Source organism: Nocardioides flavescens (assembly GCF_009823805.1).
Taxonomy (GTDB): domain Bacteria; phylum Actinomycetota; class Actinomycetes; order Propionibacteriales; family Nocardioidaceae; genus Nocardioides; species Nocardioides flavescens.
Window position 1 is genome coordinate 85,005 of sequence record NZ_WUEK01000009.1, and the last position, 19,989, is coordinate 104,993.

General features: G+C 73.3%; 18 protein-coding genes. 12 read left to right on the forward strand and 6 right to left on the reverse strand.

The window, feature by feature from the left end; genetic code table 11:
• Positions 1-3: 3 nt before the first annotated feature.
• Entirely contained in the window at positions 4-2,850 is a 2,847-nt protein-coding gene (locus GRQ65_RS14985) for a PAS domain S-box protein (RefSeq protein WP_160878789.1), read from the reverse strand.
• A gap of 59 nt (positions 2,851-2,909) precedes the next feature.
• Between GRQ65_RS14985 and GRQ65_RS14990 the strand changes: the two genes are divergently transcribed.
• From GRQ65_RS14990 to GRQ65_RS15000, 3 genes are all read left to right on the forward strand, one after another.
• Positions 2,910-3,764, forward strand: a complete 855-nt coding sequence (locus GRQ65_RS14990; protein WP_337191757.1) for an alpha/beta fold hydrolase — start codon at positions 2,910-2,912, stop codon at positions 3,762-3,764.
• Positions 3,765-3,858: 94 nt separating this feature from the next.
• Positions 3,859-4,599, forward strand: coding sequence for a DNA repair protein RecO (gene recO, locus GRQ65_RS14995; RefSeq protein ID WP_160878790.1), 741 nt, complete (start codon positions 3,859-3,861; stop codon positions 4,597-4,599).
• 26 nt (positions 4,600-4,625) lie between these two features.
• A complete protein-coding gene (locus GRQ65_RS15000) occupies positions 4,626-5,402 on the forward strand; it encodes an isoprenyl transferase (RefSeq protein ID WP_160878791.1) in 777 nt (258 codons plus the stop codon).
• Between the two features lie 244 nt (positions 5,403-5,646).
• Here the strand turns inward: GRQ65_RS15000 and GRQ65_RS15005 are convergent, their stop codons facing one another.
• Entirely contained in the window at positions 5,647-6,552 is a 906-nt protein-coding gene (locus GRQ65_RS15005; RefSeq protein ID WP_160878792.1) for a LysR family transcriptional regulator, read from the reverse strand.
• Positions 6,553-6,657: 105 nt separating this feature from the next.
• Between GRQ65_RS15005 and GRQ65_RS15010 the strand changes: the two genes are divergently transcribed.
• Positions 6,658-7,629, forward strand: a complete 972-nt coding sequence (locus GRQ65_RS15010; protein WP_160878793.1) for an EamA family transporter — start codon at positions 6,658-6,660, stop codon at positions 7,627-7,629.
• A gap of 60 nt (positions 7,630-7,689) precedes the next feature.
• The gene (locus GRQ65_RS15015; protein WP_160878794.1) at positions 7,690-9,276 is read left to right on the forward strand and encodes an ATP-binding protein; all 1,587 of its coding nucleotides are present in this window, start codon (positions 7,690-7,692) and stop codon (positions 9,274-9,276) included.
• 3 nt (positions 9,277-9,279) lie between these two features.
• On the opposite strand, the gene GRQ65_RS15020 is transcribed toward GRQ65_RS15015, so the two are convergent.
• From GRQ65_RS15020 to GRQ65_RS15035, 4 genes are read right to left on the reverse strand one after another with little or no spacing between them, the layout of a single operon-like run.
• The gene (locus tag GRQ65_RS15020; protein ID WP_160878906.1) at positions 9,280-9,666 is read right to left on the reverse strand and encodes a Fur family transcriptional regulator; all 387 of its coding nucleotides are present in this window, start codon (positions 9,664-9,666) and stop codon (positions 9,280-9,282) included.
• A gap of 31 nt (positions 9,667-9,697) precedes the next feature.
• Positions 9,698-10,693, reverse strand: a complete 996-nt coding sequence (locus tag GRQ65_RS15025; protein ID WP_160878795.1) for a metal ABC transporter permease — start codon at positions 10,691-10,693, stop codon at positions 9,698-9,700.
• On the reverse strand, positions 10,693-11,523 hold the full coding sequence (locus GRQ65_RS15030) for an ATP-binding cassette domain-containing protein (RefSeq protein ID WP_160878796.1): 831 nt from the start codon (positions 11,521-11,523) through the stop codon (positions 10,693-10,695). Before GRQ65_RS15030 ends, GRQ65_RS15025 begins: the two co-directional genes overlap by 1 nt.
• Entirely contained in the window at positions 11,520-12,521 is a 1,002-nt protein-coding gene (locus GRQ65_RS15035) for a metal ABC transporter substrate-binding protein (RefSeq protein ID WP_160878797.1), read from the reverse strand. Before GRQ65_RS15035 ends, GRQ65_RS15030 begins: the two co-directional genes overlap by 4 nt.
• Before the next feature lie 72 nt (positions 12,522-12,593).
• On the opposite strand from GRQ65_RS15035, the gene GRQ65_RS15040 reads away from it, so the two are divergent.
• From GRQ65_RS15040 to GRQ65_RS15070, 7 genes are all read left to right on the forward strand, one after another.
• A complete protein-coding gene (locus GRQ65_RS15040; protein ID WP_160878798.1) occupies positions 12,594-12,914 on the forward strand; it encodes an antibiotic biosynthesis monooxygenase in 321 nt (106 codons plus the stop codon).
• A 72-nt stretch (positions 12,915-12,986) separates the two neighbouring features.
• Complete coding sequence (locus GRQ65_RS15045; RefSeq protein WP_160878799.1) at positions 12,987-14,384, forward strand: glycine--tRNA ligase; 1,398 nt, start codon at positions 12,987-12,989, stop codon at positions 14,382-14,384.
• Positions 14,385-14,410: 26 nt separating this feature from the next.
• A complete protein-coding gene (locus GRQ65_RS15050; RefSeq protein ID WP_160878800.1) occupies positions 14,411-15,109 on the forward strand; it encodes a hypothetical protein in 699 nt (232 codons plus the stop codon).
• A gap of 209 nt (positions 15,110-15,318) precedes the next feature.
• On the forward strand, positions 15,319-16,458 hold the full coding sequence (dusB, locus tag GRQ65_RS15055) for a tRNA dihydrouridine synthase DusB (RefSeq protein ID WP_160878801.1): 1,140 nt from the start codon (positions 15,319-15,321) through the stop codon (positions 16,456-16,458).
• Positions 16,459-16,677: 219 nt separating this feature from the next.
• Positions 16,678-17,631, forward strand: a complete 954-nt coding sequence (locus GRQ65_RS15060; protein WP_237448322.1) for a VldE C-terminal domain-containing protein — start codon at positions 16,678-16,680, stop codon at positions 17,629-17,631.
• A gap of 160 nt (positions 17,632-17,791) precedes the next feature.
• Entirely contained in the window at positions 17,792-19,075 is a 1,284-nt protein-coding gene (locus tag GRQ65_RS15065; RefSeq protein WP_160878803.1) for a deoxyguanosinetriphosphate triphosphohydrolase, read from the forward strand.
• Complete coding sequence (locus tag GRQ65_RS15070) at positions 19,072-19,989, forward strand: 2-hydroxyacid dehydrogenase (protein WP_160878804.1); 918 nt, start codon at positions 19,072-19,074, stop codon at positions 19,987-19,989. Before GRQ65_RS15065 ends, GRQ65_RS15070 begins: the two co-directional genes overlap by 4 nt.

Consider the following 19,989-nt stretch of genomic DNA (forward strand, 5'->3'; position numbering starts at 1 on the left):
AAACTATCCCGCGGGCTCGACGACCCGGGACCCTGCCGACCGGGACGGACCGAGGTCGGCGAGCGGCAGCCGCACCGTGAAGACCGAGCCCTCCAGGTGGGCCGACTCGACCTCGATGCTCCCGCCGTGCGCCGACACGATGGCGGAGACGATCGACAGCCCGAGCCCGGTGCCCTGGATCTGGCGGCTCTGGGCGGTGGTGGAGCGGAAGAACCGCTCGAACAGGGCACCCTGCTCGGCGACGGGGATGCCGATGCCGGTGTCGCGCACCCGCACGACGGCCTCACCGGCCTCGACGCCCATCTCCAGGGTGACCGTGCCGCCGTCCTCGGTGAACTTCACGGCGTTCGACAGCAGGTTGACCATCACCCGCTCGAGCTGCGCCCGGTCGCCGAGCACCGGCACGGCGTCCGCGGGCCGGCGTACGTCGAGGGCGAGGCGGCGGCGGCCGACCAGGGGGCGCACTGCGTCCTCGACGGAGGTCAGGGTCGCCGCGAGGTCGACCGGGTCGTGGCGCCAGTGCACCGTGCGGGCGTCGAGACCCGAGAGCATGAGGAGGTCGTTGATCATCGCGATGAGGCGCTGACCGTTGCGCCCGATCGAGTCGAGCAGCGGCACTTGGTCCGGCAGCGGCTCGACGATCGAGCCGTCGCGGAGCATCTCGGTGTAGCCGACGATGGAGGTGACCGGCGTGCGGAGCTCGTGCGAGACGGTCGAGACGAACTCGTTCTTGGCCTGGTCGAGCGAGCGCAGCCGGTCGACGGCGTCGCGCTCCTTGTCGAGAGCGGCGATCAGCACCTCCTGGCTGTGCCGCTGCTCGGTGACGTCACGGGCGACGCAGAGGTAGCCGGTGCGGGCGGTCAGCGAGTCCTGGGCGACCGAGAGGGTCATCGAGACCAGCTGCTCGCCGGCGGTGCGGGTCAGCCAGGTCCAGTCGCGCGCCTGCGTCTCGCCGTCGCGGCCCAGGCCGCGGACCAGGATGTCGAAGGCGTCCTCGACGCTCTCGGCGCCGGTGCGCTCGAGCAGCTCCGTCGGCTTGAGGAGGCGGTGGAACGGCACCCCCACGAGCTCCTCGCGCTCGTAGCCGAGCAGGTGGGCCGTGCCGCTGTTGACCACGCTGATCCGTCCGGCGGTGTCGATGCCGATGATCGCGGTCGACTGGGAGGCCTCCATGAGGTGGTCGACGAGGCCGGTCGTGGTGCGCTCGTCGGTCACGTCCATGCCGGTCATCACGGCGTACGACGGGCGGCCCAGCTCGTCGCGGACGACGTCGGAGTTCCAGACGATGCGCAGCGCCTGACCGGAGCGCGTCACGGCGTCGGCCTCGTGGGAGGCCGTGCGGTCGGAGTCGTCGAGCCAGTCGAGCAGGGCCCGGAGGTCGCGGGCCTCGGGCGGGGCGATGCCGGTGTCCCAGACCTGGCGTCCGAGCAGCTCGGCCTCGGTGTAGCCGGTGATCTGCTCGGTCGCGGCGTTGACGCGCACGACCACGCCCTCGAGATCGGTGACGAGGATGATGCAGTTGGTGGTGTCGAGCGTGGCGTTGGTGAGCTTCTGCGCGACCTCGAGGGCCCGGCGCGCCGTGTAGGCCGTCGTGACGTCGAGCAGCTGGACGGCGAAGAACGGCGTGCTGCCCGGCTCGCTCAGGGGCGACAGGAGCAGGTCGACCCGGCCCTCGCGCGGGGGGCGCAGCGGCGCCTCGGTGCGCCACCCGTGCTGGGTGCCGCGGAGCAGGCGGGGGAGCGCCGCGTGGTAGTCAGGTCCGAGCTCAACCAGGTCGCCGAGCCGGCGGCCGACGAGGTCGTCCTCGGTGCCGCCCAGCACGCCGGCTGCGGTGTCGTTGAGCTCGACGACCACGAGCTCGCGGCCCGAGGCGGCCGGCTCGACGAAGGCCATGCCGACGAGCGACTCGGTGAAGTTGCGGCGGAAGAGCAGCGAGTCGGAGGTGATCCGCTCGACGAGGGCGGCGTTGCGCTCGGCGGCGATGCACAGCGGCAGGACGAGCAGGGCGGCGCAGGCCAGGAACCCCTGCCCGAGGGCGGCGGCCAGCAGCGGGCGCAGGTCGCTGCCGGCCAGCGCGGTCGCGAACGGGCCCTGGCCGTGCGCGGTGAGGAGCGAGGCCACGACGGCGAAGATCCCGAGCTCGGCGGTCAGGACGGGCAGCCCGAGCCGTAGGGCGGCCCAGCTGAGCGCGACGACCGGCGCGATGGCGATCGGTGCGGTCTGCTGGAAGGCGAAGACGAGCACGGTGGTCGCCACCAGGACCGACACCTGGGCGGCGAGCTCGACCCCCCGGCGCGGCGGGCGGGGCTCGTCACCGAGGACGAGGAGGAGCGGCAGGAGCGTCATCAGGGCGGCGACGTGCGAGGCGAAGGTCGACTCGACAGTGGCCGAGAAGTCACCGGCGCCGAGCAGCCGGACCACGCTCGCGGCGCTCAGGCTGAGCACCGCGGCGGCGACGAGCGCCGTCGCCAGGAGCCGCAGGAAGTCCTCCTGCGACGCGAGCCGCGCCGCCCGGCGCCCGGCGGAGGTCAGCAGCAGGGCCGCGACGCCGGCCTCGACGGTGTTGGTGACCCCGAAGCCGATCGACAAGTCCCATGCGCGACCACCCGTCACGCTGGCCAGGACACTGACGACGAACACCGCGGGAGCCAGCGCCGGCCACCGGCGCGCCGGGCTGAGGGCGAAGGTCGCGACGCAGAACGCCGTCGCCGGCCAGAACGTCGTGATCGGGAACCCGTCGGGCTTGAAGAACACCGCGCCGCGCCCGGCGACGTACACACCCACGAGCAGGAGCAGGAGCGTGCGCCACGACGGCGCGCGCACGTCGCCGCTCGTCGGGCCGGTGCTCACGCGGTCAGTCTCGTGCACGCGGGCCCCCGGGCGTGGGAACTTCGGCTACCTTCGGCAACGTGCTGGTCTCTGAACGCATCGGACAGCTGTTCGTCGACGCGGGCTCGGGGCGCGACCGCCTGGAGTACACCGAGTACGGCGCGGGCGAGCAGTGGGTGGTGCTGCTGCACGGCCAGCTGATGCCGCGCCGGATGCAGCAGCCGCTGGCGCGCGCGCTCGCCTCTCGCGGCCTGCACGTCGTGACCCTCGACCTGCTGGGCCACGGCCGCTCCGATCGGCCCGCCGACCCGCTCGTCTACTCCATGACGGCGTTCGCGGAGCAGGTCGTCGCCCTGCTCGACCACCTCGGGGCCGACCAGGCGGTCATCGGCGGCACCTCGCTCGGGGCCAACGTCTCGCTCGAGGTGGCCGACCTCGCGCCCGAGCGCGTGCGGGGCCTGATCTGCGAGATGCCGGTCCTCGACAACGCCGTCGAGGCGGGCATCCTCGCCTTCGCGCCGCTGATGTTCGCCGCCCGCTTCGTGCCGTGGAGCGTCGACGCCCTGCGGGCGCTGACCCGCCCCGTGCCCCGCGGGCTGGTGCCGTTCTGGACCGGGATCGTCCTCGACACCCTCGACCAGCGCTCCGACTCCCTGGCCGCCGTCGTGCACGGCATCTTCTTCGGCCGCATCGCCCCTCCCTCGCGGCGCCGTCGCGAGCTGCGCGTGCCCGCGCTCGTCGTCGGCCACCCCGCGGACCCGATCCACCCCGCCGCCGACGCGGCGATGCTCGCCGACGAGATGCCCAACGCGCGCTTCGTGCGCGCCCGCAGCATCCTCGAGTGGCGGGTCTGGCCCGAGCGGCTCGACCACGAGGCGGCGGAGTTCGCGCTCGAGTGCTGGGCCACGCCCGCCGAGGTGCTCCGCCAGGGATAGCCCGCGACCTTCCGCACGCGGGTGACGTACGGCGGGCGGCGTGTCCGGGGGTGCGGAACGTCGCGTACTACCCGCGGCGGGGGAGACTGGTCGGGTGCCGTTGTACCGCGACGAGGCGATCGTCCTGCGCACCCACAAGCTGGGCGAGGCCGACCGCATCGTCACCCTGCTGACCCGCGCCCACGGACGGGTCCGCGCGGTGGCCAAGGGGGTGCGGCGCACGTCGTCGAAGTTCGGCTCGCGGCTCGAGCCGTTCACCCACGTCGACCTGCAGCTGGCCGAGGGCCGCAACCTCGACACGATCACCCAGGCCGAGACGCACACGCCGTTCGCCTCCGCACTGGGCGCCGACTACGAGCGCTACACCGCCGGCACCGTGATGCTCGAGACCGCGGAGCGGCTCGTGGTGGAGGAGAAGCAGCCCTCCACCCAGCAGTTCCTGCTGCTCGTGGGCGGGCTGCGCGCGATGGTCGGCGGCGAGCGGGGCCCCGGCCAGGTGCTCGACTCCTACCTGCTGCGCTCGCTCGCGGTCGCGGGCTACGCGCCGTCGTTCGACGCCTGTGCGCGCTGCGGCACGCTGCCGGCGCCCGGGGCGACGCACCGCTGGTTCAACCCGTCGTACGGCGGGATGCTGTGCACGACCTGTCGCGTGCCCGGCTCGGTGAGCCCGGCAGCCGAGACGGTCGCGCTGCTCGGTGCGCTGCTGGCGGGCGACTGGCCGGTGGTCGAAGCAGCCGACCCGCGCCACCGCAAGGAGGCGACGGGGCTCGTCTCGGCGTTCCTGCACTGGCACGTCGAGCGCGGGCTGCGCTCGCTGGCCTACGTCGAGCGGTGAGTCCCGGGCCGCGCTAGCGTGCCCGCGTGAGCCCCCGCAGCACCCGCAGCGTCCGTCCCCCGACCCCGCACCCGTCGGGTGCGACGCCTCCCGACCTGCCCCGCTCGCTGGTGCCGGGCCACGTCGCGATCGTCATGGACGGCAACGGCCGCTGGGCCAAGCAGCAGGGGCTGCCGCGCACTCGGGGCCACGAGGAGGGGGAGAGCTCGCTCTTCGACGTGGTCGAGGGCGCCATCGAGATCGGCGTGAAGGCCATCTCCGCCTACGCGTTCTCGACCGAGAACTGGACCCGCTCGCCCGAGGAGGTCCGCTTCCTCATGGGCTTCAACCGCGACGTCATCCGCCGCCGGCGCGACGAGATGCACGAGCTGGGCGTGCGCGTGCGCTGGGCGGGGCGTGCCCCGCGCCTGTGGCGCTCGGTCATCAAGGAGCTGCAGGTCGCCGAGGAGCTGACGCGCGACAACGACGTCCTCACCCTCACCATGTGCGTCAACTACGGCGGCCGCGCCGAGCTCGCCGACGCCGCGCGCTCGATCGCCCGCGAGGTCGCCGCCGGTCGGCTGAACCCGGACAAGGTGGACGAGCGCACCTTCGCCCGCCACCTCTACCTCCCCGACCTCGGCGACGCCGACCTGGTCTGGCGCACCTCCGGTGAGCAGCGGCTCTCCAACTTCATGCTCTGGCAGGCGGCCTACAGCGAGTTCGTCTTCACCGACGTGCTCTGGCCCGACGTCGACCGCCGCCACCTCTGGTCGGCCATCGAGACCTACGCCGCCCGGAGTCGGCGCTACGGCAAGGCCTGACCCTCCGCCCCTGGCGTCGACAGTCGAACTTTCGGGACGTGCTGGCGTCCCGGATGTTCGACTGTCGATGACGCGGCCACCTGTCGGGGGTCGTCGGTCGGTCTGTGCAACATCCGTGTCGTCTGACGGCCCCGATGTTGCACAGACGCCCTCCGCCTCTGACCCGGCGTCGACAGTCGAACTTTCGGGACGTGCTGGCGTCCCGGATGTTCGACTGTCGAGCACACGGCCCCCGGCGCAGGCCTCAGGCGGCCAGCTCGGCGGCGAGAGCGGAGAGCTCGTCGAGGACGCGGCGCACGACGGGGCGCTCGGCGGTGTCGGCGCGGACGAGGGCGTCGATCCGGCGGGCGGCGCGGACGCCGCGGAGGGGGAGCAGGCGGACGCCGGGGTGGCGCCCGCAGGTGTAGCGGGGGAGCAGGGCGATGCCGTGGTCGGCCGCGACCAGCTCGAGCACGACGTGGAAGTCGTTGATCCGGGAGACGACGCGGGGTGCGGCGGCCTCGGTGCTCAGCACCGCGCGCAGCACCTCCCCGACCGGGAAGCCCTCCTTGACGGTGATCCAGCGCTCGTCGGCGAGGTCGGTGGGGCGCACGCCGCCGTCGCCGCGTTGCGCGAGGGGGTGACCGAGGCCGACCGCGACGTCGAGGGGCTCGCGCAGCAGGGGTACGACGCGCACGCCCGGCGCACCGACCCAGGCGGGCTCGCCCTCGGGCCGGTGGGCGATGACGACGTCGATGCGGTCGGTGAGGGGGGCGAAGTCGTGCAGCGCGACGTCCTCGTCGCTGCACTCCACCTCGACGCCGGTGCCGGCGAGCCGGGTGAGCAGACCGGGGAGCAGGAGCTCGGCCCCGGAGGAGAACGCCGAGACCCGGACCAGCCCGGTGGCCGCCTCCTGCTGGTCGAGGACGGCGCTGCGCGCCCGGGCCATCGCGACCGCCACCTCGTCGGCGGCCTCGGCGAGGGCGAGGCCGGCCCGGGTCAGCCGCAGACCGCGGCCGACCCGCTCGGTGAGCGGGGTCCCGCTCTGGCGCGCGAGCGAGGCCAGGTGCTGGGAGACGGCCGACGGGGTGAGGTGCAGCACGGCCGCGGCGCCGGTGACGCTGCCCTGCGAGCGCACCGCCCGCAGTGCCTCCAGCGCCCGCACGTCCATCCGCCCATCATGGCCCACCCACAGCCCGATCGTGCAGTCGTACTGCATGGTCGCTGTGTCAGATGTCGATGGACTGCACCGTCTCCGGCGCCCCACAGTGGACGCGTGCCGCTCTCCGCCCGCCTCCTGGCCCTGCTCGTCGCCGTCACGTGGGGGTTCAACTTCGTCGCGATCCACCTCTCGCTCGAGCAGTTCCCACCCCTGCTGTGCGCCGCGGTGCGGTTCACGGTGATCGCGGTGCCGGTCGTGCTGTTCGTGCCCCGCCCGCGGGGGGTGCCGCTGCGCTGGCTCCTGGCGTACGGCGCGGGCTTCGGCGTCGCGCAGTTCGTCTTCCTCTACGTCGCGATGGCCGTCGGCATGCCGGCCGGTCTCGCCTCGCTGGTGCTGCAGTCCTCGGCGCCGTTCACGGTCGTGCTCGCCGCGGCGCTCCTGCACGAGCGGCTGAGCGGACGCCAGGTCGCCGGGGTCCTGGTGGCGGTCGCCGGGCTCCTCGGGATCGCCGCGTCGCGGGCGGAGCTCGGCGGCGCCGCGACGCTGCTGCCGGTGCTGCTCACCATGCTGGGAGGGCTCGGCTGGGCCTTCGGCAACCTCGCGTCCCGCCTGGCGTGGCGCGAGGCGGTCGCGGCCGGTCGCCCGCCGCGGGGTGCGGACTCGCTGCGCCTGGTCCTGTGGGTCTCGGTGGTGCCGCCGCTGCCGCTCGCTCTCGCCTCGCTGCTCGTCGAGGGACCGCACCGCATCGCCGGCGCCTTCACCGGCCTCGGCACGCGCACCGGGCTGCTGGCCCTGGCCGGCCTGGCCTTCACCGTGATGGTCGCGACGCTCGTCGGCCAGGTGATCTGGTCGGCGCTGATGGCCCGCCACCCGTCGAGCTCGGTCGCGCCGTTCTCGATGCTGGTGCCCGTGGTCGGCATGGTCGCCGCCCACGTCCTCCTCGGTGAGGCGACGCCCTGGCGCGAGGTCGCCCTCGGGGCCGTCGTCGTGGCCGGGGTGCTGGTCGGCTCCCGGCCGCCGCGCGTACGCCGCCGCGTGGAGGACGCCGCGCCCGTGATCGACCGGGCGGCCCTGGCGACGCGCTGAGCGGTTCTGCCCCCGACGGCGCCTCGCACCTGTCACCCTGGCCCCGTGAGGGGCCGACCTGTGACCGGGTCACCGTCGTCGTGGCTGGTCGAGCGCGACCCCCGACTGCCTCAGCTGGGCTTCTCCGCGCTGGTGCTGCTCGACCTGGCGCTGCGTGCCGTCGGCGGCTCGACGTCGACGCTCTGGCCCTGGGTCGCGGCCGGCGCGGCCGTCCTGATCGCCGCGGTCGTCGCGCTGCTGCCGTGGCGGCGTCTGCCCGACCGCTGGCGGGTGGCGGTGGCGGTGGCCGACATCGCGGTCGTGGGCGTCGGCCGCCTCGACGACCTCGGTGGCACCGCTCTCCTGGTCCTCGCACCGGCGGCCTGGCTCGGCTTCGTCAGCGGCCGGCGAGGGGTGGGCCTCACCGCAGCCGCCGTGGCGATGCTCGTCGTGCTCCCCGAGCTGCTCTACCACCGTCTCGGCGCCGGCATCGGGCTGTCGCGGGCCGTCCTCGCCTGGGTGCTGGCGGTGGCGGTCGCCTGGCTCGTCGCCGTCGTGCTGGAGCAGCTGCGGTCCGGACGCGGGGCGCTGGCCCACCAGCACCGGGTCAACGAGGCGGTCCTCGACGGCGTCGACGTCGGCCTCGTGCTCCTCGACGAGGACGGCAGGTACGTCCAGATCAACCGCCGCCACCAGGAGTTCATGGCGGTGGGGTTCCCCGACGGTCACGCCGGCTTCGCCGGCGGTCTGGGCGAGGTCTTCCACGAGGACGCCGTGACCGGCATCGAGCGCGACGACATGCCGACGTCACGCGCCATGCGCGGCGAGGAGTTCGACGACCAGCTGATCTGGATCGGCAGCGAGCGCGCCGAGCGGCGGGCGCTGTCGGTCTCGGCCCGCACCGTGCGCGACGGGGACGGCGGCTTCGCCGGGGCCGCCCTGGCCTACAAGGACGTCACCGACCTGGTGCGGGCCCTGCAGGTCAAGGAGGAGTTCATCGCGCTCGTCTCCCACGAGCTGCGCACCCCGCTCACCTCGATCCACGGGTTCACCGCGCTCGTGCTCGAGCGCGACGACCTCCCCGAGGACGCCGTCCACCAGCTCCAGGTCGTCAGCCGCAACGTCGACCGTCTCGACCGGCTCGTCGGCGACCTCCTGCAGACCGCGCAGACCGAGCGCGGGACGGTCGACGTCGTACGCCGCCCGACCGACCTCGCCGCCCTGGTGCGCGACTGCGTCGAGGCGGCCCGCCCGGCCCTCGAGCGGGCCGGGCTGAGCCTCGAGACGCACCTGCCCGAGCGTCTGGAGGTCAGCGTCGACCCCCAGCGCACGGCGCAGGTCGTCGACAACCTCGTCTCCAACGCGGTGAAGTACACCCGCCCCGACGGGCGGGTCGAGGTGTGCCTCGGGGTGGCCGACGGGGGCGTTGAGCTCGAGGTGCGCGACACCGGCATCGGCATCAGCCCCCGCGACTGCCACCAGGTCTTCAGCCGCTTCTTCCGCTCGCGCCACGTGACGGAGCAGTCCATCCAGGGGGTCGGGCTCGGGCTGTCGATCTGCAAGGCGATCGTCGAGAGCCACGGGGGCCGCATCGAGGTCGAGAGCGCCGAGGGCGTCGGGTCGACCTTCCGGGTGCGGCTGCCGTACGACGCGCCGACGGGCGACTGAGGCTCAGCCGACTCGACCAGCGCAGGCCGCGCAGGTCCCGAAGATCTCCAGGGTGTGGCTGACCTCGACGAAGCCGTGCTCGGCGGCCACCCCGCGGGTCCAGCGCTCCACCGCCGGCCCCTCGACCTCGACCGTGCGCCCGCAGCCTCGGCAGACGAGGTGGTGGTGGTGGGTGGTCGAGCAGCGGCGGTAGATCGCCTCGCCGTCCTCGGTGCGCAGCAGGTCGACCTCGCCGGCCTCCACGAGACGCTGCAGCGTGCGGTAGACGGTGGCGAGCCCGACGGTCTCGCCGCGGCGTCCCAGGAGGTCGTGCAGGTCCTGGGCGGAGCGGAACTCCCCGCAGGTCTCCAGCGCCTCGACGACCGCCGTGCGCTGGCGGGTCGGGCGCATCGCGCCGGTCTCGGTCACCACTGCTCGTCCGTCAGTGCTCGTCGTAGTGCTCGTCGTGGCGGGCGTGCCGGTGCCCGTCGTGGACGTAGTCGAGATGGTCGCCGTGGCGCACGGCGACGTGACCGCAGTCGTCGCCGTGGTCGTGGGGGTGCTCGCCGGCCAGCTCGTGGTCGACGTTGACCCCCGGGGCGAACGGCGTCTCGAGCCGGTGCCGGTGGCGCAGCCAGGCCCCGAGCGGCCAGGTGAGCGCGAAGCCGGCCAGCGCGAGCAGCACGATCGTCGGGCCCGGCGCGATGCGCACGTCGCCGGGCGGGAACGCCGCGATCAGCAGGCCGCCGAGCGAGGCGACGGTGCCGAGCAGCATCGCCGCGGCCAGCGTGGTGCGGAACGACCGGGTCACCTGCTGTGCGGTCGCGACCGGCACCACCATGAGCGCCGAGACGAGCAGCAACCCGACGGTGCGCATGGCCACCGTGACGCTGACGGCGGCCAGCACGGCGATGAGCATGTTGTAGCCGCGCACCCGCAGCCCGGCGACCCGCGCGAAGTCCTGGTCCTGCGCCACGGCGAACAATTGCGGCGAGAGCCCCACGCAGATCACCACGACGACCGCGGCGAGCACCATCACTGCGATCACGTCGGCGACCGAGACCGTGGTGATCGAGCCGAAGAGGAACTGCTGGAGCCGCGCGGCGCTCTGGCCGCCGATGCCGGTGAGCAGCACGCCGCCGGCGAGACCGCCGTAGAAGAGCAGCGCGAGGGCGACGTCGCCGTTGGTGTGGCCGCGCTCGCGGATCAGCTCGAGCACGACCGCGCCCACCACGGCGACCACGACCGCGGTCCAGGTCGGGGCGATGCCGGTGACCAGGCCGAGGGCCACACCGGTCACGGCGACGTGGCCGAGCCCGTCGCCCATGAGGGCGAGGCGACGCTGCACGAGGTAGGTGCCGACGGCGGGCGCCGCGAGGCCGGTGACGACCGCCGCGATGAGCGCCCGCTGCATGAAGGGCAGGCTGAGCAGGTCCATCAGCGGCGTCCTCTCCGGTCGAGCGGCTGGTCGAGCGGCGAGGTGACGTCGGGCAGGTGGTCGCGCCTGCGCGGGCGCGCCGGCTCGTCGCAGTGGTGCTCGTGGACGTCGCCGAAGCCGGCCTGGTGCACCGCGTGGTCGGCGAGCGCCGCGCCGTCGTGGGCCACCCGCCCGTCGCGCATCACGACGGAGCGGTCGACGAGCGGCGCGAGCGGGCCGAGCTCGTGGGCGACCAGGACCACGGTCGCCCCGCGCTCCTTGAGCCGTCCGAGGCTGGCGGCCAGGGCGACCTGGTTGGGCAGGTCGACGCCCGCGGTGGGCTCGTCGAGGAAGAACAGGTCGGGCTGGCCGGCGAGCGCGCGGGCGATGAGCGCGCGCTGCTGCTGGCCGCCGGAGAGCTGCGAGACGCCGTCGCGTGTCTTGTCCTGCAGCCCGACCACCTCGATCGCCTCGTCGATGGCTGCCCGGTCGGCCCGCGACAGCGGACGCAGCAGCCGCCGGTGCGTCAGCCGCCCCGACGCCACGACCTCCCACACCGACGCGGGGACGCCCGAGGCGGCGCCGGCGCGCTGGGGCACGAAGCCGAGGCGACGCCACTGCGCGAACTCGCGGATCGGCGTACCGAACAGCTCGAGGCGGCCCCGGGTCAGCGGCAGCAGGCCCGTCAGTGCGCGCACCAGGGTCGACTTGCCGGAGCCGTTGGCGCCCATGAGGGCCAGGAAGTCGCCGCTGTGCACGGTGAGGTCGACCCCGCGCAGCACGGGTCGCCCGGCGAGGGCGACGGCGCCGTCCTCGAGGGAGATGGGCGGTGGCACGGCGGGGGTGGTCACGAGCAGCCGTTGGCCTGCTCGAGGGCGGCGAGGTTCTCCTGCATCAGGGAAAGGTAGTCCTCGTCGGAGGTGTCGGAGCTCAGCCCCTCGATCGGGTCGAGCACGGCGGTCGTGATGCCGAGGTCGTCGGCGAGGCTCTGCGCGAGGCGCGGGCTGACCAGGCGCTCGGAGAAGACCGTGGTGATGCCGTCGCTCGTGATGAGCTCCTGCAGCCGTTGCAGGTCGGCCGGCGTGGGCTCGGCGTCGGGGGAGAGGCCCGCGATGCCCTCGACGGTCAGGCCGTAGCGACCGAGGTAGCTGAAGGCGTCGTGGGAGACCACGATCGTGTCGCGCTGGCAGTTGGCCAGTCCCTGGGTGTACGCCGTGTCGAGGGCCTGCAGGTCGCTGACGAGCGCCTCGCCGTTGGCGCGGTAGGTGTCGGCGTGGTCGGGGTCGATCTCGGCGAGGCGGTCGGCGACCGCGGTCGTCAGCGTCGCCATCCGGGTCGGGTCCTGCCAGAAGTGCGGGTCGAGGTCGCCGTGGTCGTGACCGTCGCCCTCGGAGTGCGCGTCCTCGGAGTGCTCGTCGGAGTGCCCCTCCTCCTCGGCGTGCTCCTCGGCGACCACGTCCGCCGAGGCGGGCAGCAGGTCGACGACGTCGGTGGCGTCGAGGACGCGGTCGCCACCGAGCTGGGAGGCGGCGTCGTCGACGGCCGGCTGCAGGCCGTGCTCGATGAGCACGAGGTCGGCACCCTCGATGTCGGCGGTCTCCTTCACGCTCAGCTCGAGGTCGTGGGGCTCGGCACCGGGGGAGGTGAGGTTGGTGACCGTGACGTCGTCTCCACCGACGCGCTCGGCGATGAAGGCGAGCGGGTAGAACGCCGCCGCCACCGAGACCGGCCCGTCGCCCGAGCCGGCGTCGCTGCCGTTGCGCGGGTCGTCGGAGAACGCCGCGCACCCGGACGCGGCGAGCGTCAGGGGGAGGGCGAGGAGCAGGGCGGGGACGGTCGAGCGGCGCATGAGAACGATTCTCAGAGAGGTTGAGAACCATTGTCAACTCTGTGCGCATCTCGGCTCCCCTACTCTGACGGGGTGCTCGTCGTCAGTCGCTTCCGCGTGCCCGAGGCCGAGGGGCCGTCCTTCCGCGAGGGCATCGCGGCCGCCCACGCCGTGCTCGCCGAGCGGCCCGGGTACGTCGCCGGACAGGTCGGGCGCAACCTCGACGACCCGGAGCTGTGGGTGCTCACGACCCGATGGGAGCACGTCGGCGCCTACCGTCGCGCGCTGTCGTCGTACGAGGTCAAGCTGCACGCCGTGCCGCTGCTCAGCCGCGCCCTCGACGAGCCCAGCGCCTACGAGGTCGTCGAGCCCGGCACCGTGCTCAACGACCACGACGCGCGCTCGGTAGGCTGAGCGCTCCGCACCACCCGTCAGCACAAACGCCAGACCGGCAGCCAGCCGGCCGTGACCACCCAGGGAGCACCCGTGGCCAAAGCGCCCGCATCCACCGTCGATCTCGTCGTCTCCCTGGCCAAGCGCCGCGGCTTCGTCTACCCCTGCGGTGAGATCTACGGCGGCACCAAGTCCGCCTGGGACTACGGCCCGCTCGGTGTGGAGCTGAAGGAGAACATCAAGCGCCAGTGGTGGAAGACCATGGTGCAGCGGCGCGACGACATGGTCGGGCTGGACTCCTCGGTCATCCTGCCGCGCAAGGTGTGGGAGGCCAGCGGCCACGTCGCGACGTTCTCCGACCCGCTGACCGAGTGCCAGAGCTGCCACAAGCGGTTCCGCGCCGACCACCTCCAGGAGGAGTACGCCGAGCGCAAGGGCCTCGACGACCCCGACGAGGTCGACCTGTCGACCCTGGCCTGCCCCAACTGCGGCACCCGCGGCGCGTGGACCGAGCCGCGTCAGTTCTCCGGCCTGCTCAAGACCTACCTCGGCGTCGTCGAGGACGAGTCGGGGCTGCACTACCTGCGCCCCGAGACCGCCCAGGGCATCTTCATCAACTTCGCCAACGTCGTGACCAGCTCGCGCCAGAAGCCGCCGTTCGGCATCGCCCAGATCGGCAAGAGCTTCCGCAACGAGATCACTCCCGGCAACTTCATCTTCCGCACGCGTGAGTTCGAGCAGATGGAGATGGAGTTCTTCGTCAAGCCCGGCGAGGACGCCGAGTGGCACCAGTACTGGATCGACGAGCGCACCCGGTGGTACACCGACCTCGGCATCAAGCCCGAGAACCTGCGCCACTACGAGCACGCGCAGGAGAAGCTCTCGCACTACTCCACGCGCACCGTCGACATCGAGTACCGCTTCGGCTTCGCCGGCTCCGAGTGGGGCGAGCTCGAAGGCATCGCCAACCGCACCGACTTCGACCTCAAGACGCACGCCGAGCACTCCGGCACCGACCTGTCGTACTTCGACCAGGCCGCCAACGAGCGCTACGTCCCCTACGTCATCGAGCCGGCCGCCGGTCTCTCGCGCAGCCTGATGACCTTCCTCGTCGACGCCTACCACGAGGACGAGGCCCCCAACACCAAGGGCGGCGTCGACAAGCGCGTCGTGCTCAAGCTCGACCCGCGCCTCGCGCCGGTCAAGGTCGCGGTGCTCCCGCTCTCGCGCAACGCCGACCTCTCACCCAAGGCCAAGGCCCTCGCGACCGAGCTGCGCCGCAACTGGTACGTCGACTTCGACGACTCCGGAGCGATCGGGCGCCGCTACCGCCGCCAGGACGAGGTCGGCACGCCGTACTGCGTGACCGTCGACTTCGAGACCCTCGAGGACGACGCGGTGACGGTGCGCTCGCGCGACACGATGGCCCAGGAGCGGGTCGGCCTCGGCCAGATCACGTCGTACTTCGCCGAGCGTTTCGTCGGCTGCTGAGCGTGGCGCGCCTGCACAATGACCCGGTGCGCAGTGACGGGGTGCCAGCAGCAGCGCCGAGCCGCCTGACCGCCGCCGGGGTCCTGCTCGCCGCGGGCGTGCTGCTGCTGACGGGCTGCTCGGGCGACAGCGCCGGGCCCGACATCGACACCTCGTCGCCGCCGGCGGCGCCGTCGAGCAGCAGCGCCGCCCCGACGAGCGCCGCCCCGAGCGTGCCGGCCCTGCCGGTGCCCGCCGGCGTCGAGCTGACCGCCCAGGGCAGCCAGCTGACCGTGGGAGCGGCGGCGACCGTGGCCTACCAGCCGCGCCAGGACCTCGTCGGCGTCCTCGACATCACGGTCACGCGCATCGAGCAGACCACCATCAAGAGGTCCTTCGCCGGCTGGCAGCTCACGGACGAGCAGAAGGGCTCGACGCCCTACTTCGTCCGCGCCACCGTCACCAACCGCGGCGAGAGCGACCTCGGCGGGCGCCGGGTCCCGCTCTACGCCGTCGACGCGGCCAACGTCCTGGTCGAGTCCACGACGTTCGCCAGCGCCTTCAGCGCCTGCGAGCCGGGGTCCTTCCCGAAGAAGTTCAAGCCCGGCAAGAGCATCGACGTCTGCGCGGTCTACCTCGTCCCCGCCGCCGGCCAGCTCACCGCGGTGAGCTTCCGCCCCTCGCAGGAGTACGACCCGATCACCTGGACCGGGACGATCGAGAAGGTCAAGCGCAACCGAGGCTGAGTCGGGCCTCGGTGGTCGAGTGGTTTCGAGACGGCCGTAGCCGGCCTCCTCAACCACCGGTCGGTTCCGGTGGTTGAGGAAGGACGAAGTCCTGTCTCGAAACCACTCGACCGATGGAGTGGTTTCGAGACGGTCGTTGCACGACCTCCTCAACCACCGTGAGGGACCACGATTTCGGCCCGCCCGCGGGCAGCGGGGACGATGGACCCATGAGCGGACTCACCCTCGGCCCGCTCCACGTGCCGACGCCCGTGGTGCTCGCCCCGATGGCCGGCATCACCAACGCCGCCTACCGGCGGCTGTGCGCCGAGCAGGGCGCGGGGCTCTACGTCTGCGAGATGATCACGAGCCGCGGGATCGTGGAGCGTGACCGCCACACCCTCGACATGCTGGTCTTCGACGAGCTCGAGACCGTGCGCTCCGTGCAGCTCTACGGCACCGACCCGGTCTACGTCGGCAAGGCGACCGAGATCCTCTGTGCGGAGTACGGCGTGGCGCACGTCGACCTCAACTTCGGCTGCCCGGTCCCCAAGGTGACCCGCAAGGGCGGCGGGGGAGCGCTGCCGTGGAAGCGTCGGCTGCTCGGCTCGATCCTCGAGCACGCGGTGGCCGCGGCCGCGCCGTACGACGTGCCGGTGACGATGAAGACCCGCAAGGGCCTCGACGACGACCACCTCACCTACCTCGACGCCGGACGCATCGCCCAGGAGTCGGGGTGCGCAGCGATCGCGTTGCACGGGCGCACCGTGGCGCAGGCCTACTCCGGCGACGCCGACTGGGACTCGATCGCCCGTCTCGTCGAGCACGTCGACATCCCGGTGCTCGGCAACGGTGACGTCTGGGAGGCTGCCGACGCGCTGCAGATGGTCGAGCAGACCGGGGCCGCCGGGGTCGTCGTGGGGCGCGGCTGCCTGGGCCGGCCGTGGCTGTTCCGCGACCTCGCGGCGGCGTTCGCCGGCGAGGAGACCGCGACGCTGCCGCGCCTGGGCGAGGTGGCTGCGATGATGCGCCGCCACGCCGAGCTGCTCGCGAAGCACCTCGGTGAGGAGCGCGGGTGCGTGGAGTTCCGCAAGCACGTGTCGTGGTACCTCAAGGGCTTCGCGGCCGGCGGCGAGCTGCGCCGGGCGCTGGCGATGACCAGCTCGCTGGCCGAGCTCGACGAGCTGCTCGGGCGCCTCGACCCCGACGAGCCGTTCCCGGCCTCCGAGCTGGGCTCGCCGCGCGGACGCCAGGGCTCGCCGCGCGCCAAGGTCGCGCTGCCCGAGGGGTGGCTCGACGACACCGACGGCACCGCCTGGGTGCTGTCCGGGGCCTCGCGGGAGGACGCCGGGGAGACCTCCGGCGGGTGATCCCGCTCTCACCCGGACGTGACGCGGGCCGCAGGTGACCGCTCGGTAACCGCGCAGATCGGCCGTCAGGGGTGACTTGCGCCACTCGAGGGGTGGACAGGCGATTGGTTCGACGCCGAAGTCGTGTGGTTCAGTCTTGGACCAGTCGGTGCCGCCGGGGGCGCCCGACTCCTCGTTCAGAACTGTCTGTGCCACCGATCAAGCAGAGGAATCAGCGCTGTGGGCGAACATCGCCACAAGCGGGACACCGAAGCCCGCCGCAAGCCCCAGGCCATGGCCGTCATCGCGCCGCTGGCCGTCCTGGCCACCGCCGCCGCCGTGACCGTCGGCGTCGTCGCCGTCGACCCCGCGGGGAGTGGCCTCGTCCCGCTGAGCGCCGCACCCGCCGCGGTCGGCAGCGTCGCGGGCGCCGTCGACTCCGGTGCGGCCGACGCCGCCACGTCCGAGGACGCGTCCGGCGAGCCGACCGCGGTGTCCTCGGAGGACGCGGCGGCCGCCGAGGCGCGCAGCAGCGACCCGGTCACCCGCGCCGAGAGCCGGATGAAGATGCGCACGCCGCAGACCTACGCGCCGCGCTTCATGTCGAAGGAGGCCACGCAGGCCGCCGTCGAGGCCGCCAGCCAGAAGCGCTGGACCACCAGCGACCTCAACCTGTGGACCCAGCCGGGCGCCAGGGCCAAGCAGGTCGGTGAGCTCGACGAGGGGACGAAGGTCCTCATCACCGGACGCGAGATCTGGGGTCGCACCGAGGTCGTCGTCAAGGGCGAGTCGCGCTGGGTCACCGACGGCTACCTCTCCCATGACGAGCCGCCCAAGCTCGGCGGCGACTGCACCAATGGCACGAGCGTCCCGAGCGGCGTGAGCCCGAGCATCGTCGCGGTCCACGAGGCCGTCTGCTCCAACTTCCCCGACATCTCGGTCTACGGCACCCTGCGCGGCGGTGGCGGCGACCACCCGCTGGGCAAGGCCGTCGACATCATGGTGAGCGGCTCCGAGGGCTGGCAGGTCGCGGAGTTCGTGCGCGCCAACTACGCCGCCCTCGGCGTCAGCTACGTCATCTACTCCCAGAAGATCTGGTCGGTCGAGCGCTCCGGCGAGGGCTGGCGGGGCATGGAGAACCGCGGCTCCATCACCGCCAACCACTTCGACCACGTCCACGTCTCGGTCTACTGAGGTCCTGCCGTCCTCGGCGGGTGGTTCCGAGACAGGACTTCGTCCTTCCTCAACCACCGACGCCGCTGGTTGAGGAGGCGCGCTAGCGCCGTCTCGAAACCACTCGCAGGAACCACTGCCGCAGCCGCCGACGGTGCGGCTGACTAGGGTCGTGCCCGACATGGACGACAGCACCCGGCGCTACGCCGCCCGCGACGCCGAGCGCTGGGTGGCCGAGCCGCCGAAGCGGGTCGACGCCCCCGAGCGGACGGCGTACGAGCGCGACCGGGCGCGGGTGGTGCACGCGGCGGCGTTCCGCCGGCTGGCCGCCAAGACGCAGGTGCACGGCCCCCAGGCCGACGACTTCGTGCGCAACCGGTTGACCCACAGCCTCGAGGTCGCCCAGGTGGCGCGCGACCTCTCGCGCGCGCTCGGCTCCCAGCCCGACATCGCCGAGACGGCCGCGCTGGCCCACGACCTCGGCCACCCGCCGTTCGGCCACAACGGCGAGCACGCCCTGGACGCGCTGGCCGCCGACTGCGGCGGGTTCGAGGGCAACGCGCAGACCCTGCGCCTGCTGACCCGGCTCGAGGCCAAGACCGTCGACCCGCGCTCGGGTCGCAGCGTCGGCCTCAACCTCACCCGGGCGACCCTCGACGCCTGCACGAAGTACCCCTGGACCCGCGAGCAGGGCCGGGAGCGCGCCACGTCGAAGTTCGGCGTCTACGCCGACGACGCCGAGGTCTTCGACTGGCTGCGCGCCGGGGCGCCTGGGCAGCGGCGCTGCGTCGAGGCGCAGATCATGGACCTCGCCGACGACGTCGCCTACTCCGTGCACGACGTGGAGGACGGGGTGGTCGCCGGACGCGTCGACCTCGACCGGCTCGACCCCGACGCGGTGTGGGCCAGCGTGCGCCGCTCCTACCTGCCGGCCGCCGACGACGACGAGCTCGGCGCGGCCCTCGACCGCCTCCGCTCCGTGGCCGGCTGGCCCGCGACGTCGTACGACGGCACGCGGCGCAGCCTCGCCGCGCTGAAGAACCTCACGAGCGACCTCATCGGGCTGTTCTGCGGGGCGGTGCAGGAGGCGACGTTCGCCGCGGGGCCGGGGCCGTTCGTGCGCTACCGCGCCGACCTGGTCGTGCCGCCCGAGACGGTGCTCGAGATGGCCGTGCTCAAGGGGATCGCCGCGCACTACGTCATGGAGGCCGACGACCGCGTGGCGCTGATGGCGCGCCAGCGCGAGGTCGTGGCCGAGCTCGTCGAGGTGCTCCTCGAGCACGCGCCGGTGGCGCTCGACGCGTCCTTCGCCGAGGACTGGCGGGCCGCGCCCGACGACGCGACCCGGCTGCGGGTCGTCGTCGACCAGGTCGCCTCGCTGACCGACGCCAGCGCGCTGGCGTGGCACGAGCGGCTGGTGCGGCAGGGCGCGCGCGGGGTGCGGACGTCAGGATGGACGGCATGACCCTCGTCTGGCTGCCCTTCGACCCGGCCGACCTCGGCGACGCGCCGACCTCGCTCGACTACGAGGTCGTGGACGACATCAGCGACCTCGACGCGCTCCCGGCCTCGGTCGACGACGTCGAGGTCTTCGTGCCGCCGTACTCCGTCGGGCCGCAGGTGCGCGAGCTGATCCCGCGGATGCGCTCGCTGCGCATCGTGCAGACGCTGACCGCGGGCGTCGACAACGTCCGCGACGTGGTGCCCGACGGGGTGCTGCTGTGCAACGGGCGCGGCATCCACGACACCTCGACCGCCGAGCTCGCGCTGACGCTCACCCTGGCCAGCCTGCGCGGCGCCCCGGGGTGGGTGCGCGGCCAGGACCGCTCGTCCTGGGAGCCCGCGTGGGGCGACTCGCTCGCCGACCGCGAGGTGCTGCTGGTCGGCTACGGCGCCATCGGCGAGGCGATCGAGGCCCGGCTGCTGCCGTTCGAGTGCTCGGTGACCCGGGTCGCCCGGTCGGCCCGCGACGGCGTGCACGCCTTCGGTGACCTGCCCGACCTGCTGCCCTCGGCCGACGTGGTGATCCTGATCGTGCCGCTGACCGACGAGACCCGGGGTCTGGTCGACGCGGAGTTCCTGGCCGCGCTGCCCGACGGCGCCCTGCTCGTCAACGTCGCCCGCGGGGCCGTCGTCGACACCGACGCGCTGCTGGCCGAGCTGACCAGCGGTCGGCTGCGCGCCGCGCTCGACGTGACCGACCCCGAACCGCTGCCCGAGGACCACCCGCTCTGGTCGGCCCCCGGCCTGCTCGTCTCGCCCCACGTCGGCGGCGCCAGCAGTGCGATGTGGCCCCGCGCCCACCGCCTCATCCGCGACCAGCTGCACCGGATCGCGGCCGGCGAGGAGCCTGTGAACGTGATGAGCGGCGCGTACTGA

Coding starts and splice junctions, on each gene's coding strand:
- GRQ65_RS15025 (WP_160878795.1), bottom strand. CDS start 10,693: ATGGACCTGCTCAGCCTGCCCTTCATGCAGCGGGCGCTCATCGCGGCG.
- dusB (WP_160878801.1), top strand. CDS start 15,319: ATGAGCGGACTCACCCTCGGCCCGCTCCACGTGCCGACGCCCGTGGTG.
- GRQ65_RS15070 (WP_160878804.1), top strand. CDS start 19,072: ATGACCCTCGTCTGGCTGCCCTTCGACCCGGCCGACCTCGGCGACGCG.
- GRQ65_RS15035 (WP_160878797.1), bottom strand. CDS start 12,521: ATGCGCCGCTCGACCGTCCCCGCCCTGCTCCTCGCCCTCCCCCTGACG.
- GRQ65_RS15020 (WP_160878906.1), bottom strand. CDS start 9,666: ATGCGCCCGACCCGCCAGCGCACGGCGGTCGTCGAGGCGCTGGAGACC.
- GRQ65_RS15065 (WP_160878803.1), top strand. CDS start 17,792: ATGGACGACAGCACCCGGCGCTACGCCGCCCGCGACGCCGAGCGCTGG.
- GRQ65_RS15005 (WP_160878792.1), bottom strand. CDS start 6,552: ATGGACGTGCGGGCGCTGGAGGCACTGCGGGCGGTGCGCTCGCAGGGC.